We start from the raw sequence: 14328 nt of genomic DNA, 5'->3' as shown, positions 1-14328 counted from the left end.
GTGCCGTCCGCGCACGATCACCCGCCCGGCCGCCGCTAGGCGGCCGGGGTGAGGCGGTGGTTGCGGAGTGGTCGTTGGTGGGGGTCGATCCAGTCGGGGGGTAAGAACTCGGGTAAGCCGTCGAGTGCGATGCGGACTTGCCACGCACCTTGGTGGATTAACCGGTGGTGATACCCGCAGAGCAGAACCCCGTTGTCCCGAGTGGTGGATCCACCCTTGCTCCACGGAGTGACGTGGTGGGCGTGACACCAGCCGGGCGGCCGGTCACAGCCGGGGAACGCACACCCACCATCGCGAAGCTCGAGCAACCGGCGGAGTTTGCCTTGGAAGAGTCGTTGCTGGGCATCGGTGAGGATGCTGACTCTGCCGGGCTGGTCCTCGGGCTTCACCAGGAACGTGCGGTCGGCTTCACACATCAGCTGGTCGACGATCTTCCGCGAGAGTTCGATCCCGGTGTGCAGGGTCCGCCCACCAGTCTGAGTGACGGTCACCACCAGCTGGGTCGGGTTCCCACCATGGGACGGCACCAACCGCTCAGCCAACAACCGCCGGCAGGCCTCATCCAAAGCATCCACATTGCGCTGCTCGGGGAACCGGGTGTCACGCCCGTCGGGTCCAGGCTGCGGCGCGGCCAGCGGGTCGAGAACCAGCTTGAGGCGTTCCCCGACCACCTTCGGGAGCCGGGCGGTGACCCGCCACGTCCCCGACGTGGCGTCGAAGGACATACGCAGGAACCGGTCCCGTTCGGCGCTGGCCTCTTCCTGTTTGAGCTTCAGTTCCAGGACCTGGTCAGCAAGATCGGGAGCGACGGTCTCCAAGAGCCTGTTCCCGACCTTCGACAAGACTTTGGGGTCGAAGGCGGCGGCATTCTTCAGCAGGGTCGCCTCCACCTCGGAGCGGAGCTCCGGGGTGGCGATGTGGGAGGGCAGCATCGTCACGACCCGGGAGATCACTCGTGCGTGCGGAACAGAAATCTCGCCGCTAGCCAACGCTTGCGCGGTGGCAGGCAACTCCGCGTCGAGATGAGAGGCCAGCTTCACCATCGCCCCGGCCTCAGCCGTAGGAACACGAAGGACGCCGGCAACCCACTGCGCGGTGTTCGCCGCACCAGCCGTGACACCAAGGTTCCGGGAGTCGGCCTCGCGGATCAGTTCGAGCCGGCGGGCTTCGTGCTGGTTGAGTGCCGTCTGGTTGTCGAGGAGTGCGGTGGTGAGTTGGTCGTCGGACATCGACCACGCCGACACACCATCGGCGGTGCCGATGGTGTTCGAGCAGGTGGTCGATTCCATAGCAGAATTCTACCAAGGGAATCGGGTTAATGCTGAACACGGCAAGGGAAATCTCCCGGCTTCATCGAAGCCACAAGAAGCCGGGGGCTCCACAAGCAACCCAAGCACGGCAACAGACCGAAAGCGCAGGCAGGCCTTGCCCGGGACACTGTTCCGGGGGCGGGGGCGGCGCGTGAAAATCTGGTGGCCGGGCCGGGGCGAGTCAAGGGCCGCTCCGCGGTCGCGAAGCGACGTCGCCCCTCTGCGAAGCCGCCGCGACGCCCTTGACCCGCCCCGGCCCGGCCACCACACTCGACCGCCGCCACAGCCCGACCAGCTAGCCCGCCCAAGCACAGCAGGGCAACGCAAGACCTTGAGCCTTCGCTCATGTTCACGTTGGACCACGTTGACCACGTTGACCAGGTTGACCACGCACCGCTATGCGGTGAAGGCCTCGGTCCGGCGGGTGCGGTCCTTCCACATCGCGACGGCCTCGGGATTCCACCGGCGGACGAACGCGAGCAACCGTTCGCAGGCCCGCACCATCGCCGCGTGCCGGTCGGCCCAGGGCGGCGTCCAGCCGTAGGTGTCGTACAACGCGCCGACCTCGCCGGCCGACTCGGCGTGGTGGAAGCGGACGATCCACTCCGCCCAGGCGAGGTCGTGCAGCGGGTCGCCGAAGGCGGCGAGCTCCCAGTCCAGCAAGGCGGCGGGTTCCCAGCGTTCGGCGTCGATCAGCAGGTTCTGCGGGCCGAAGTCGCCGTGCACCAGGACCTCGCCGGCCTTCGGGGTACCGAGTCCGGGAACCAGTGCCGAGTCGACGGCGTGCACCCGACGAGCCAGCCGGCCGCAGATGCCGAGCACTTCGCGGGCGTGGCCGGCGGCGAGCAGCTCCTGGCCGTGGGTGCCCTGGACGAAACCGGTGACGATCGCACCGGGCGGCCTGTCGAGCAGCGGTGGAACGGGCAGGATGCCGCCGACCGCGTCGAGCACGGCGATCTCGTTCGCCCTCCGCCGGTCGGCGTCAGGCCCGAGGTATTCCTTGGTGACCGCGCGCCCGTCGGTTGCGGTGCCGTTGGTGTAGCCGTGGCGGAGTCTTATCGCCATATTGTCCTTCCTGAACTCGGTAGCGAGAGTGGTCTGGTCGATCCAGATCGGTTTCGGACGTCGTCTCCCACGGTTACTTGACCGGAGCATCTGCCGTTCTCTCGGTGCCATGCACGCCACCGGCCCGGACCCGGCGGGACGACGTCGGCGAGCCGAACAAGAACGCTCTTCGACAAGTGGCTCGCCCAGCTCAGCGCGCTCCAGCTCTACAGCGAATCTGACGCACGGGCTGGGAGCTGGAAGCAGTCAACGAGGTTCCGGAGGGTGGTTCACCGGGTAGGCAGGTAGGTGCCGGTGCGGACGGGGTCGAGCACGAACATGGTGGTGAAGCGTTGGACATTGGGTGCGTCTTTGAAGAGGTGCTGGGCGAGTTCTTTGTGGCGGGCCATGCCGGTGGTGGCGAGTAGGACGACGTAGTCCCATTCGCCGGAGACATCGTAGGCCTGCTGGACTTCGGGTACCTCGAGCAATCGGCGCCGGAAGGCCGCGTGGTGTCGGCTGGACTCGCGTTCGAGAGTGACCAACACGACGGCGAGCACGATGTCCGCTGTGCGCTCGAGATCGAGCACCGCGACGTGGCGTTCTAGGACGCCTGCCGCGCGGTAGCGGTTGATCCGGCGCTGCACGGCACTTGCTGAGAGCCCGACAGCCGCCCCCAATATGCGCAGGGTTGAGCCTGCGTCGCGCTGCAACAGGTCGAGCAGGCGATGATCGATCTCATCGAAGGTCAGGTGGCGTCTTGGCACGCAACATTTTTGCGTCATTGTCGAAAAGTTGCAAGTCGCACCGCCTCGTCCGGACCTACTGTTGCCGGGACGGATACGTGTGAAGCCAAGATCAAGGAGCCGGGTTGATGTCTGCGTCGGTGCTGTTCATGTCGATGTCGTTGGATGGGTTCATCGCTGGACTGAACGACGGACCGGACAATCCCGGTGGTGACGACGGTGCGGTGGAACGGCTGCACGAGTGGTCGAACCCCGCGGCCGGCGACGCGCGATCTGCTGCTGCCCTCAAGGAGATGGAGGACGCGATGAACGCGACCGGTGCGGTAGTGGCGGGACGGCGCACCGTGGAACAGGTCGACCACTGGGGCGGTGATCATCACGGCACTCCGATCGTCGTGGTCAGCCATAGCCCCGCCCCGGCCGCGGCGGCCAAGTATCCGATGGTGACGTACGTGACCGACGGGATCGAGAGCGCGATGGCGCAGGCCAAGACCGCGGCCGGCGACCGAGACGTGTTCGTGCACGGCGCGTACACGGCGCAACGGGCACTCGAGGCCGGGGTGCTGGACGAACTGCAGATCCACCAGATCCCGGTGCTGCTCGGCGCAGGACTCCGCCAGTTCGAGGTCCTGGGGTCCCGGATCGAGCTGGACATCATTCGTGTGATCGACACGCCGACGGCGACCCATATCCGCTTCCGAGTCCGCCGCTGACGCCTCTGAGCTTTGAGGGCGCCATCGAGGCCTTTCCTATCGTCGGATCGTTGCAGTGCCACCGCCCCGGCCATCGCGGGTGCACGCACAGGCTCCAGCTCGACTGAGTTGGCACTCGGCCGTTCACAACAAAGGAGAGTAGGAAATGTCCAAGTCGATTCTCTTCATGTCGATGTCGCTCGACGGCTACATCGCCGACGAAAACGATGTGCTCGGCGGTGAGGATGGAACCCGGCTGCATGACTGGCACGGTTCTGGCGGGGAGTCCACATCACTGTCCGCGTCGGTCCAAGAGCTGGGCGACGAATTGAACGCGTGCGGGGCGACCGTCGCGGGACGACGTACCGCCGAACTGATGGATCACTGGGGCGGTGAACATCCCGGCGGTTCCCCAATCTTCGTGCCCAGTCACCGCCCACCACCCCCGCCTGCCCGTTGGGGATACCCGAAAGTGACGTACGTCAACGACGGAATCGAAAGCGCGATCAAACAAGCCAAGGAAGCAGCCGGAGACCGAGACGTCTACGTGGTCGGCGGCTACGTCGCCCGGCGCGCACTCGAGGCCGGAGTCCTGGACGAACTGCAAATCCATCAGATCCCCGTGCTCCTGGGTCGAGGACGTCGACTCTTCGACGTCCTGCCAGCGGAGATCGAACTGGAGATCGTCCGCGTGATCGACACCCCTGAAGCCACCCACATCCGCTATCGCGTCCGTCGCTGAGCTCAAGGAGCATGCGAATCCTCATAGCACCGCACGGTGCAAACTGACCGCTACCCGAACCTTGGGGCTGGATCCTTCTCCACAGGGTGCCGTCCGTGTCGGGGAGCAAGCTGCGTGTCGTGCACGTGGCTTACTCCCCGGACGGTTCGGGCTCGTGACCTGAGCTGACAGGACACACGGCAGGACATGCCGTGCAGACGTTGCCTAGATGGCCTCGATCAGCAGCTGCTTGACCGACGCCTCACGCGACTCCGCGGCCCGTTGCTCCGCAGCAGCCAAGTGCTCACCGCCGTGCTCAGCCCACCAAGCGCGACCCTCAGCAGACAGGGTGTCGATCGGGTCGTAGTACTCATACGTCCGATCCAGCGCCGCATCATCCGGAGCCTCGATACCCGTGCGGTAGTTCTTCTTCCAGTAAGAGATCCCACGCATCTCGTCATACTCAGACACCTGGTGCACCCACCGCTTCCCCACGTACGGCACGTCGCACACGATCCGCGGCGTGGCGAAGCCCGGCAGGTAGCCCAAGATCCCGTGCTGCAGGTGCTGTGCCTCACGAACCGACACCCGCCAGTGCTCGGAGAACGGGATCAGGTCGCACATGTAGAAGTAGTACGGCGTGATCGATGCCCCATCCAGCAAGGCGAAACTCAGATCCAGGAGCTGCGAGATGGAGTCGTTCACCCCACGCATCAGCACGCCCTGGTTGCGGACGTCGCGCACCCCGGTCGCGAGCATCGTCCGCGCGGCCCGGGCCACCAGCGGCGTCACCGAGGTGGCGGCGTTGACGTGGGTGTGGATCGCGATCATCACCCCACGCGAGCGCGCCTTGGTGGCGAGCCGCTCCATCCCCGCGACGACGTCATCCTGCAGCCAGTGCTGCGGCAGGCCCATCAACGCCTTCGTGGCAAGGCGAATGTCGCGGATGTTCTCGATCTCCAGCAGCGAGTCGACGAACGACTCCAGCCGCGGGAACGGCATGTTGGCCACGTCGCCGCCCGACACCACGACGTCGCGGACGCCGGGGGAGCGGCGCAGGTAGTCGAGCATCGCGTCCAGCCGGTTGACCGGCTTCAGCGCGAACTTCAGCTTGTCGACCTGCGGCGTGGAGTTGCCGACGAGGTCCATCCGCGTGCAGTGGCCGCAGTACTGCGGGCACGTCGGCAGGATCTCGGCCAACACCTTGGTCGGGTACCGGTGAGTGAGGCCCTCGGTCGCCCACATCTCGTGCTCGTGCAGCGAGTCCCGCGACGCGCGCGGGTGCGACGGCCAGTCCGAACGGCGGTCGGAGTAGACCGGCAGCATGTACCGGCGTACGGGGTCCGCATAGAACGCGTCGGTCGTCGGCTCCGCGGTCGACGCCATCGTGTTCAGCATCTGCGGGGGCAGCAGCATCGACATCGTCGCGCGCTCGGCCTGGTCACGTTCCAGGTCGGCGTAGAACGACTCGTCGAGCAGGTCTCCCATCACCTCGCGGAGCTGCTTGACGTTCTTCACGCAATGCGCCCGCTGCCACTGCGCGGACTCCCACTCGGCGGCCGTGACATCGCGCCATCCAGGCAGGCGTGTCCAGTCCGGCTCGACGAGCTCGTGGTACCTGTACTCGTAGGGCTGACCATTGGATGTCATACCGCAATAATGGCATACGGCCGGAGGAATTACAGTCAGTAGTGCTGTTGGCAGGAAGATGTCTCGGAGGTGACCCGTTTTGTCCGCGATCGGTTTGCATCGTGTCCTCGCGCCCGCCGGCGCGCTGCCGCAGGCGGCGGAACGGCTCGACACGAGGTCGGAACTCTGGCCCGACGAGGTGCGCGTACGGGTCGAACGGCTCAACCTCGACGCGGCCTCGTTCCGGCAGCTCACCGAGCAGGCCGGGGGAGACCGTGAGGCCGTCCGGGCGACCGTCCGCGAGATCATCAAAGACCGGGGCAAGATGCACAACCCGATCACCGGCTCGGGCGGCATGCTGGTCGGCACCGTCGAGGAGGTCGGCCCCGAGTCACCGCTCGGCCTCGCCAAGGGCGACCGGATCGCGACGCTGGTCTCGCTGACGCTGACACCTCTGGTCGTCGAGGACGGCCTGGCCCGGTGGGACGGCGCGTCGGAACAGGTGCCGTGCGACGGCTATGCAATCCTGTTCGGCCGGTCGATCGCCGCGAAGCTCCCGCCGGATCTGCCGGCGCCGCTCTCGCTCGCCGTGATGGACGTGTGCGGCGCCCCGGCGCTCACCGCCCGCGTGGTGAGCACGTACGCCAAGCCGACCGTCTGTGTCCTCGGCGCAGCGGGCAAGTCCGGCTCGCTCGCCCTCGCCGCGGCCCGCCGCGCCGGGGCCGGGCGCGTGATCGGCGTGGTGCCGATCGAACGGGAGCGCGCCGCGCTCGACAGCGCGGCACTCGCCCACGAAGTCGTGCTCGCCGACGCCCGCGACCCGGTGGCCGTGGCGGCAGCCGTCGAGCAGGCGGGCGGTCCGGCCGACGTCACCATCGTCTGCGTGGACGCCCCCGGCTGCGAGGGCGGCGCGATCCTCGCCACAGCCGCCGGCGGCACCGTGATCTTCTTCTCGATGGCCACCTCGTTCAGCGCCGCCGCCCTCGGAGCCGAGGGCCTGGCGGCCGACCTCACGATGCTGATCGGCAACGGGTACGTCCCTGGCCACGCCGACCTGGCCCTCGACCTACTCCGCACCGAGCCCGGCGTCCGGAAGTTGTTCGAGGAACGTCTCGCCACCTGACCCGCGCCGCTGGTAGGAAAGGGCCAGTCGAGAACCGGGGGGACCGATGACAACTGGCCCGCAGAGCTCCTTCTTCCACCCACGGGGCCTCGAGGTCGTGACCCTTGCTCTCCTCGTGCTGGGCGGCCTGGCGTCCCTGCTCGGCTGGGTCATCGGAGCAGCGCTGCTGTGGGCCTCAGCACGATGGACGGTGCCCGAGAAGCTCCTGGCCACAATCATCTGGCCGGGCGGTGCCGCCGGACTGGTGTGGATCGCCTGGGGTGAGCGCATCGAGAGCCTCGCGGCCACCGGGGTTCCGAGTGACCCGTGGGAGCTGGTCGGCGTGCTCGGTGCCGCTGCCGTTCAGCTCGTCGTGGTCGGGTTCCTCTGGATGCGCTCCACCCGCCGGTTGGCGCTCAGCGCGGCGTAGCTAGGAAGCCGACCGTCGCGCCCGACTTCACGTGCGTCGCGTCGCCGGTGATCTGACCGCGGTCGTTGATCGCGTTCGCGTCACACGGCTGGAGCCGCCCCGACTTGTCCTCGAGCACGATCGGCTTGCTGTCCGAACGCCACAGCACCGCGGCGCACTGGGAGAAGTCCTCGCTCAAGGCCACGCCGACGACGTGTCGCCGTTCGTTGATGCCCAACGCCTGCCCGAACGTGTAGCCGGACGGCAACGTCAACCGGTGCAGCCGACCGGACGCCGACCACCACACCGGCAGCGGCTTCAGCGACGCGCCATCAGCGGCGGACCGGTTCACGAAGCCAGCGATGTCACCACGTTCGTTCAGGTCCATCGGCGTGTCCCAGGCGATCCCGCCGAGATCAGTCAACGCACGCGGCTTTCCGTGGTCCCACACCACGGGTTCCCGCGCGCTCCCACGGCCGACCGCCTGGTCACACGCCCCGGAGATCCCGATGACACGCCCGCGATCGTTCACCCCGGTAGCGGCCGAGACGCTGTCTCCACGCAGCGGCCGCAGCTCACGAGCCCGCATCGTCCGTACGTCCCACACCGTCGCGCGGAACCGCAGCACCTGCGTCCCCACGCACGACGAGTCCCGTATGTTCTCCTCGGCCCACCCCGCGACGAGGCCTCGCGAGTTCGCACCTGCGGCGAACCCGTGAGGCCCGCCCAACGTCGGCAGCGCCCGCATCTTCCCGTCCACATAGGCGAAACCGACGCACGCGTAGCCCGGCCGGGCGGGCAAGAACGCTCCGCAGCTCCACGACTCGTTGTTCGGGTCGGGCTTGTCCGTCTGGGTGATCCCGGCGATCACGCGTCCGGAGCTCGGCCACAGCACCGCGCTGCTCGAGCCCGGGCCTCCCAGCGTGCCAAGCGAGCGCGCCTTGCCGTTCCGCCAGACCGTCGCGTGCTTGGCGGTCCCGGTCGTGGTGGACGTCCCGGCGACGACACCGCGGGAGTCGATGGACGAGCCGATCGCGGTCCGGCCGCCCAGCGGCGCGAGCGTGTCGAACTCGAAGCGCGGCGTCGAGGGGTAGGAGAAGCCGGTCGCGACGAGCGCGACGCCGGCGAGAACCACAAGAGTCTTCTTCACGTGGCGAACGATCCGGCCGCCCGCGACGAGGCGGCAACGATTCCGCCGCTGCTTAATGGTCCGCAACTCGGTCCGAGGCGCTTACGATCGCCGCATGATTCAGATCCGGATGAGGCAGGCGGACCTCGGCCGGATGCGGTTCGCGTTCTCCCCGCTCGCCGAGGTCGGCGAGAGCCTCTACCTGCTCGCCCGCGGACGGATCCCGCCGGTGCATCGCGCCTGGTACGAGCAGGTCGAACCGAAGCTCGCCAAGGCGAACGTCGACACCGCGATGCTCCGCGCGGTCATCCCCGGCACCCCGTTCGTGCCGTCCTATCTGTTCGACAGCGCGAGCAGCCCCGCGACCACGATCGAGAGCCAGCTCGACGTCGTCGCCGCCATCTCACCGGACCTGCTGCGCGAGAAGCTCGAGCTCGTCCAGAACGGTGAGCCGCTCACACCCGAAGCGCACCGGCTGATCGCCGCTGGCTCGGCCGGACCGCCGCTGGTCGCAGACGCGCTCCATCGCTACTGGCGCGTCGCGATCGAGCCGTTCTGGGCCCGCATCCGCCCCGTGCTCGACGACGACGTCGCGTTCCGGGCGGCAGAGCTGACGAGACATGGCGTCGAGGCGATGCTGTCCGGGCTGCACGCCGAGATCAGCCTCGAAGGCGAGGAACTGCAGATCGGCACCAGGTTCAGCGCGCAGGAGGACCTCGCCGGCGCCGGACTCGTGCTCGTACCGTCGGTGTTCACCTGGCCGAACATCGTGTTCGTGCCCGGCACCCGCGGCCCGTCCACGCTGACGTACGGCGCCCGCGGCGTCGGCAACGTCTGGGGCAGGCCACCGGACGAGTACGTCACCGACGAGGACGCCCTCGGCGCGCTGATCGGCCGCAGCCGCGCCGCGATCCTGCTCAGCCTGGAGCTGCCGCTGTCGACCACCGAGCTGTCGGTCCAGCTCGGGCAGAGTCCGCCGGCGGTGAGCCAGCACCTCGCCGTACTGCGTCGCAGCGGGTTGGTGAGGTCGTGGCGGAACGGCCGTTCGGTGCTCTACCGTCGCACCGACCTCGCGGACAGCGTGATCGAGGCCCATCGGAGCCGACCGCAGAACGACGTTGCGTCATACTGAAGTTGTGCGGAAAGAATTACAGCTGTCGCTCGCTCTGACCGGAAGAATTTGCGGATGAGAACGCTCCTGCGCAACGCCGCCCTCTCTCCGTTCGGCACTGCCATGCTGATCGACGGCGACCGCGTCGGCTGGGTCGGCGACGACGCCGAGGCGAGCCGCTACGTCGACCAGGCCGACACGGTCCTCGACGTCGGCGGCAGGCTCGTCACGCCCGCGTTCGTCGACGCGCACGTGCACCTGTCGCAGACCGGAGTCCGGCTGCGCAGCGTCGACCTCGCCGTGGCGACGCGGGCTAGCGACGTCCTAGACGCGATCGCCGAACGGGCTCGTACACAGGACGTCGGCGTCCTGCTCGGCTTCAACTGGGACGAGACCACCTGGTCCGACCGCACGCTGCCCACCGCCGCCGAGCTCGACCGCGCCGCACCCGGTCGGCACGTCTACCTCTCCCGGGTCGACGGGCACTCCGGCATCGTCTCGGCGGCGCTCGCCGACCACGTTCCCGGCATCGCCGAGGCCGAGGGATGGGACGGCACCGGACGGGTCGAACGCGACGCCCACCACCTCGTCCGCGACGTGATCAGCGCGCTCACCACCAAGAGCCAGGTGAAGCGTTCGCTCGTCGCCGCACTGGCCGAAGCCGTCGAGGTCGGGCTCGGCAGCGTGCACGAGCTCTCCGCACCGCACCTCAACGCGCCCGGCGACCTCGAGCTGATCCGCGAGATCGGCGAGCAGGTGCCGATCCTCGACGTGATCCCGTACTGGGGCGAGCACGTCAGCACCGGGGGAGTCGAACGCGCCCGCGAGCTCGGCTTCCGTGGAGCCGCCGGCGATCTGAACGTCGACGGCGCGTTCGGCTCGCGTACGGCCGCGCTGCAGGCCGACTACGCCGACCGGCCGGAGCACCGCGGGCACCGCTACCTCGACCCCGAAGCCGTCGCCGCGCACGTCGTGGCGTGCACGCGGGCAGGACTACAGGCCGGCTACCACTGCATCGGCGACGCGGGCACGGCCAGCGCGGTCGACGGGTTTCGCCTTGCGGTGAAGGAGATCGGCATCGAGGCTGTCCGTGCCGCGAGGCATCGGCTCGAGCATGTCGAGCTGATCGACCTCACGTCGCTCACCGACCTCGCCGAGTGGGGCGTCGTGGCCAGCGTGCAGCCGGCGTTCGACGCCGCCTGGGGCGGGACGGAGAAGATGTACGCCGAACGGCTCGGCGCCGAGCGCGCTCTCGCGTCGAACCCGCTGCGAAGCTTCCACGCCGCCGGGATCACGCTCGCGTTCGGCTCCGACTCGCCGGTCACGCCGCTCGACCCGTGGGGTGGCGTACGCGCGGCCGTCCTGCACCACAACGAGAACGAGCGGCTGCCGGTCGACGTCGCGTTCGCCGCGCACACGGTCGGCGGCTGGCGCGCCGCCGGTGTCGACGACGCGGGGGAGCTGCGTCAAGGCCAACTTGCCTCGTACGCGGTGTGGGACACGTCCGCGTTCCCCGCCCTCGCCGAGGGCGAGACGGCGCCGAAATGCCTGCGCACGGTCGTTCGCGGGAAGATCGTGTTCGACGAGGAAGGAGCGCTGGGATGAGAGGCGTTCTCGAGCTGGATCCCGCGGTCGTACGCAAGGCCCGCACCCTGGCCCGCCGGGCGGGCAAGCCGATCGTGAAGCTCGCGCAGGCGCACACCACGGTCGCCGTGGAACGCGCTGTGCTGCGGCTCGCCGGACTCCGCGGAGCCGATCCCGACACCACGCCGTGGGTCAACCGGCTGCTCGACGCGGTCCGCGCCGACGTACCGCTGGAGCACGGAATCTCCTTGCCGGTCTGGGATGCGCTCGTCCGCGGCGAGGCGGAAGACCTGCTCACGCTCGCGCAGAAGGCGGGCGCCGGGTCGGTGCGGTTCCGCGTTCCGGAGGGACGCGACGCCGTCCGGGCGACGGCCGCCGCGCGGAAGGCGGTCGGCGCCGGGATCAAGCAGATCGACAAGCGTCGCGTCGAACGTGACCGTTGGCTGAAGCGGTTCCCCGAGCCGCGGGAGAAGCCGTGGATCTACCTGATCGTCGCGACCGGCGACATCTACGAGGACATCCCGCAGGCACAGGCCGCGGCCCGCGAGGGCGCGGACATCATCGCGGTGATCCGTTCGACTGGACAGTCGCTGCTCGACTTCGTCCCCGAGGGCGCGACCCGCGAGGGCTTCGCCGGAACGTACGCCACGCAGGAGAACTTCCGTCTGATGCGCGCGGCGCTCGACGACGTCTCTCGCGACCTGCGTCGCTACGTGCGGCTCACGAACTACGCGTCCGGGCTCTGCATGCCCGAGATCGCCAGCCTGGCGGGGCTCGAGCGGCTCGACATGATGCTGAACGACTCGATGTACGGGATCCTGTTCCGCGACATCAACCCGATCCGCACGTTCGTCGACCAGCGCTTCAGCCGGCAGATCCACGCCCGTGCGGGCATCATCATCAACACCGGCGAGGACAACTACCTCACCACCGCTGACGCGGTGGACGCCGCCCACACCGTGACGGTATCGCAGCTGCTGAACGAGTACTTCGCGAAGGAAGCGGGCCTGGAGGACTGGCAGCTCGGGCTCGGGCACGCGTTCGAGATCGACCCCGACCGGCCGGAGTCGTTCCGCCTCGAGCTGGCGCACGCGCTGCTCGCGCGGGAGCTGTTCCCAAAGGCGCCGTTGAAGTGGATGCCGCCGACCCGGCACATGACCGGCGACGTGTTCCGCGGCTACCTGTTGGACGGTTTCTTCAACCTGGCTGGGGCATTGACCGGCCAGCAGATCCTGCTCGTCGGCATGATGACCGAGGCCGTCGTGACGCCGTGGCTGTCCGACCGCGACCTCGCGCTGCAGAACGTACGGTACGTGCTGAACGCGTGCGGCAACCTCTACGAGGACTTCCGCCCGACCCCGGACGGCTTCATCGCCACGCGGGCGCGGCAGGTGCTGTCCGAGGCGATCGACCTGCTCTCGTCGATAGGGGAGGACGGGCTGCTCGACGCGATCGGCGACGGCACGTTCGGCCTGATGCGCCGCCCCGCCGACGGTGGCAAGGGCCTGGACGGCGTGGCGAAGAAGTCGGCCGCCTACTACAACCCGGCCGTGGAGCTCCTGGAGGCGCCGGCATGAGCGGTCCGATCATCCGGCCGTACGGCGACACGACCGGCGACGGGATGGTGCAGCTGTCGTTCACGTTGCCCGTTCCGCACGACAAGCTCGCCGAAGGTGCCGCGGTGCAGCTGGCGAACAAGATGGGCATGGACCCGGCGCTCGTCGTGCACGCGAAGGCGATGGGGCCGGACTTCACGTTCTTCGTCGTGTACGGACGGGTCGCGCATCTCGTCGACTTGGACAAGGTCGAGGTGCTCGAGCGCGACTATCCGCTGCTGTCGCCGAAGGAGGCGAATCTCGTGATCCGTAAGGGATTGCGACGCCGCCTTGTCGTGGTCGGCGCGTGTATCGGCAACGACGCGCACACGGTCGGCATCGACGCGATCCTGAACGTGAAGGGGTTCGCGGGGGAGAAGGGGCTGGAGTACTACCGCGAGCTGAAGGTGGTCAACCTCGGCGCGCAGGTGGCGGTCCCCGAGCTCGTCACGCGGGCCAAGCAGGAGCGCGCGGACGCCGTGCTCGTGTCGCAGGTCGTGACGCAGCGGGAGGCGCACCTCCTCGGCGCGAAGGAGATGGCGGCGGCGTTCCGCGAGTCGTACGACGAGGAACACCGGCCGCTGCTCGTGGTCGGCGGGCCACGGTTCCACGAGTCGATGGCGCCGGATCTCGGCGTCGACCGGGTCTTCTCGCGCGGCACGACGCCGGGCGAGGTCGCGAGCTATCTCGTGCACGCGTTGGTCAGTCAGCGAAAGGGAGTCTTGGTCCATGCCAGCTGAGGTCGGAGTGTCGGTCACGCATCGGCGGTACGTGTCGTACGCGGACGCGCACTACGCCGGCAACCTCACCGCGGGCGCGTACGTGCTGGGCTTGTTCGGCGACGTGGCGACCGAGGTGTGCATCGTGACGGACGGGGACGAGGGGCTGCTGGCGTCGTACGCCGACATCCAGTTCCGCGCGCCCGTCCGCGGCGGCGACCTCGTCGAGGTCACGGCGACCGTGAGCCGGGTCGGCACGCGCAGCCGCGACCTCACGTTGGAGGCGCGCATCGTGGCCCGGTCGAACGCGGCGAAGTCCGAGTCCGCGGCGGAGCTGCTCACCGAACCGATCGTGGCGACGACCGCCCGCGCGACCGTTGTGGTCCCACCCGCTCAGCCGTAACGCGCCTGCTCGGTTTGGGTCGGGGGCACCCCGGTCCCATAGGTTCGGACAAGGGTGCCCCCGACCCAAGCTCCACGTGGCGGCGACGGCGACGACGGTTCGGGGTGAGGGGCACCCCGGTCCCATAGGTCCGG

Annotated in this window: 14 protein-coding genes; 9 read left to right on the top strand and 5 right to left on the bottom strand. The window is 68.6% G+C overall.

From position 1 onward, the window contains the following. Positions 1-35: 35 nt before the first annotated feature. The 3 genes from JOD67_RS24090 to JOD67_RS24080 form a co-directional block, all read right to left on the bottom strand. Positions 36-1289: an HNH endonuclease signature motif containing protein gene (locus JOD67_RS24090; protein WP_205119970.1), complete on the bottom strand. Its 1254-nt coding sequence runs from the start codon at positions 1287-1289 to the stop codon at positions 36-38. A 417-nt stretch (positions 1290-1706) separates the two neighbouring features. Then, positions 1707-2375, bottom strand: coding sequence for a phosphotransferase family protein (locus tag JOD67_RS24085; RefSeq protein WP_205119969.1), 669 nt, complete (start codon positions 2373-2375; stop codon positions 1707-1709). A gap of 269 nt (positions 2376-2644) precedes the next feature. After that, on the bottom strand, positions 2645-3121 hold the full coding sequence (locus JOD67_RS24080; protein WP_205119968.1) for an Lrp/AsnC family transcriptional regulator: 477 nt from the start codon (positions 3119-3121) through the stop codon (positions 2645-2647). Positions 3122-3228: 107 nt separating this feature from the next. Here JOD67_RS24080 and JOD67_RS24075 point away from each other — a divergent pair, with 107 nt between their 5' ends. Continuing rightward, complete coding sequence (locus JOD67_RS24075; RefSeq protein WP_205119967.1) at positions 3229-3813, top strand: dihydrofolate reductase family protein; 585 nt, start codon at positions 3229-3231, stop codon at positions 3811-3813. A 145-nt stretch (positions 3814-3958) separates the two neighbouring features. After that, a complete protein-coding gene (locus tag JOD67_RS24070; protein ID WP_205119966.1) occupies positions 3959-4534 on the top strand; it encodes a dihydrofolate reductase family protein in 576 nt (191 codons plus the stop codon). Between the two features lie 204 nt (positions 4535-4738). Here the strand turns inward: JOD67_RS24070 and JOD67_RS24065 are convergent, their stop codons facing one another. Then, on the bottom strand, positions 4739-6163 hold the full coding sequence (locus JOD67_RS24065; protein ID WP_205119965.1) for a KamA family radical SAM protein: 1425 nt from the start codon (positions 6161-6163) through the stop codon (positions 4739-4741). Between the two features lie 79 nt (positions 6164-6242). On the opposite strand from JOD67_RS24065, the gene kdd reads away from it, so the two are divergent. Continuing rightward, a complete protein-coding gene (gene kdd, locus JOD67_RS24060) occupies positions 6243-7265 on the top strand; it encodes an L-erythro-3,5-diaminohexanoate dehydrogenase (protein ID WP_205119964.1) in 1023 nt (340 codons plus the stop codon). Between the two features lie 97 nt (positions 7266-7362). After that, entirely contained in the window at positions 7363-7674 is a 312-nt protein-coding gene (locus JOD67_RS24055; protein WP_205119963.1) for a hypothetical protein, read from the top strand. Here JOD67_RS24055 and JOD67_RS24050 read toward each other — a convergent pair. After that, entirely contained in the window at positions 7661-8803 is a 1143-nt protein-coding gene (locus JOD67_RS24050) for a hypothetical protein (protein WP_205119962.1), read from the bottom strand. The two genes, JOD67_RS24055 and JOD67_RS24050, sit on opposite strands and share 14 nt — an antisense overlap. Positions 8804-8897: 94 nt before the next feature. On the opposite strand from JOD67_RS24050, the gene JOD67_RS24045 reads away from it, so the two are divergent. Genes JOD67_RS24045 through kal form a run of 5 tightly spaced genes read left to right on the top strand, consistent with a single transcriptional unit; the run spans position 8898 to position 14194 of the window. Then, positions 8898-9914, top strand: a complete 1017-nt coding sequence (locus JOD67_RS24045; RefSeq protein ID WP_205119961.1) for an ArsR/SmtB family transcription factor — start codon at positions 8898-8900, stop codon at positions 9912-9914. Positions 9915-9968: 54 nt separating this feature from the next. Next, positions 9969-11498: an amidohydrolase gene (locus tag JOD67_RS24040; protein WP_205119960.1), complete on the top strand. Its 1530-nt coding sequence runs from the start codon at positions 9969-9971 to the stop codon at positions 11496-11498. Continuing rightward, on the top strand, positions 11495-13054 hold the full coding sequence (kamD, locus tag JOD67_RS24035) for a lysine 5,6-aminomutase subunit alpha (protein WP_205119959.1): 1560 nt from the start codon (positions 11495-11497) through the stop codon (positions 13052-13054). Before JOD67_RS24040 ends, kamD begins: the two co-directional genes overlap by 4 nt. Beyond that, the gene (kamE, locus tag JOD67_RS24030; RefSeq protein ID WP_205119958.1) at positions 13051-13812 is read left to right on the top strand and encodes a lysine 5,6-aminomutase subunit beta; all 762 of its coding nucleotides are present in this window, start codon (positions 13051-13053) and stop codon (positions 13810-13812) included. The genes kamD and kamE overlap by 4 nt, the downstream gene beginning before the upstream one ends. After that, positions 13802-14194, top strand: a complete 393-nt coding sequence (gene kal, locus JOD67_RS24025) for a 3-aminobutyryl-CoA ammonia lyase (protein WP_205119957.1) — start codon at positions 13802-13804, stop codon at positions 14192-14194. The genes kamE and kal overlap by 11 nt, the downstream gene beginning before the upstream one ends. Positions 14195-14328 lie beyond the last annotated feature (134 nt).

Origin of the sequence: Tenggerimyces flavus, assembly GCF_016907715.1 — a bacterium.
GTDB classification, from domain to species: Bacteria; Actinomycetota; Actinomycetes; order Propionibacteriales; family Actinopolymorphaceae; genus Tenggerimyces; species Tenggerimyces flavus.
This window is presented reverse-complemented; position numbering and strand designations above follow the sequence as displayed.

Excerpts from the sequence above, each read along its gene's own strand:
- JOD67_RS24090 (WP_205119970.1), bottom strand. The coding sequence starts at position 1,289 with ATGGAATCGACCACCTGCTCGAACACCATCGGCACCGCCGATGGTGTG.
- JOD67_RS24085 (WP_205119969.1), bottom strand. The coding sequence starts at position 2,375 with ATGGCGATAAGACTCCGCCACGGCTACACCAACGGCACCGCAACCGAC.
- JOD67_RS24075 (WP_205119967.1), top strand. The coding sequence starts at position 3,229 with ATGTCTGCGTCGGTGCTGTTCATGTCGATGTCGTTGGATGGGTTCATC.
- JOD67_RS24070 (WP_205119966.1), top strand. The coding sequence starts at position 3,959 with ATGTCCAAGTCGATTCTCTTCATGTCGATGTCGCTCGACGGCTACATC.
- JOD67_RS24065 (WP_205119965.1), bottom strand. The coding sequence starts at position 6,163 with ATGACATCCAATGGTCAGCCCTACGAGTACAGGTACCACGAGCTCGTC.
- JOD67_RS24045 (WP_205119961.1), top strand. The coding sequence starts at position 8,898 with ATGATTCAGATCCGGATGAGGCAGGCGGACCTCGGCCGGATGCGGTTC.
- JOD67_RS24040 (WP_205119960.1), top strand. The coding sequence starts at position 9,969 with ATGAGAACGCTCCTGCGCAACGCCGCCCTCTCTCCGTTCGGCACTGCC.
- kamD (WP_205119959.1), top strand. The coding sequence starts at position 11,495 with ATGAGAGGCGTTCTCGAGCTGGATCCCGCGGTCGTACGCAAGGCCCGC.
- kamE (WP_205119958.1), top strand. The coding sequence starts at position 13,051 with ATGAGCGGTCCGATCATCCGGCCGTACGGCGACACGACCGGCGACGGG.
- kal (WP_205119957.1), top strand. The coding sequence starts at position 13,802 with ATGCCAGCTGAGGTCGGAGTGTCGGTCACGCATCGGCGGTACGTGTCG.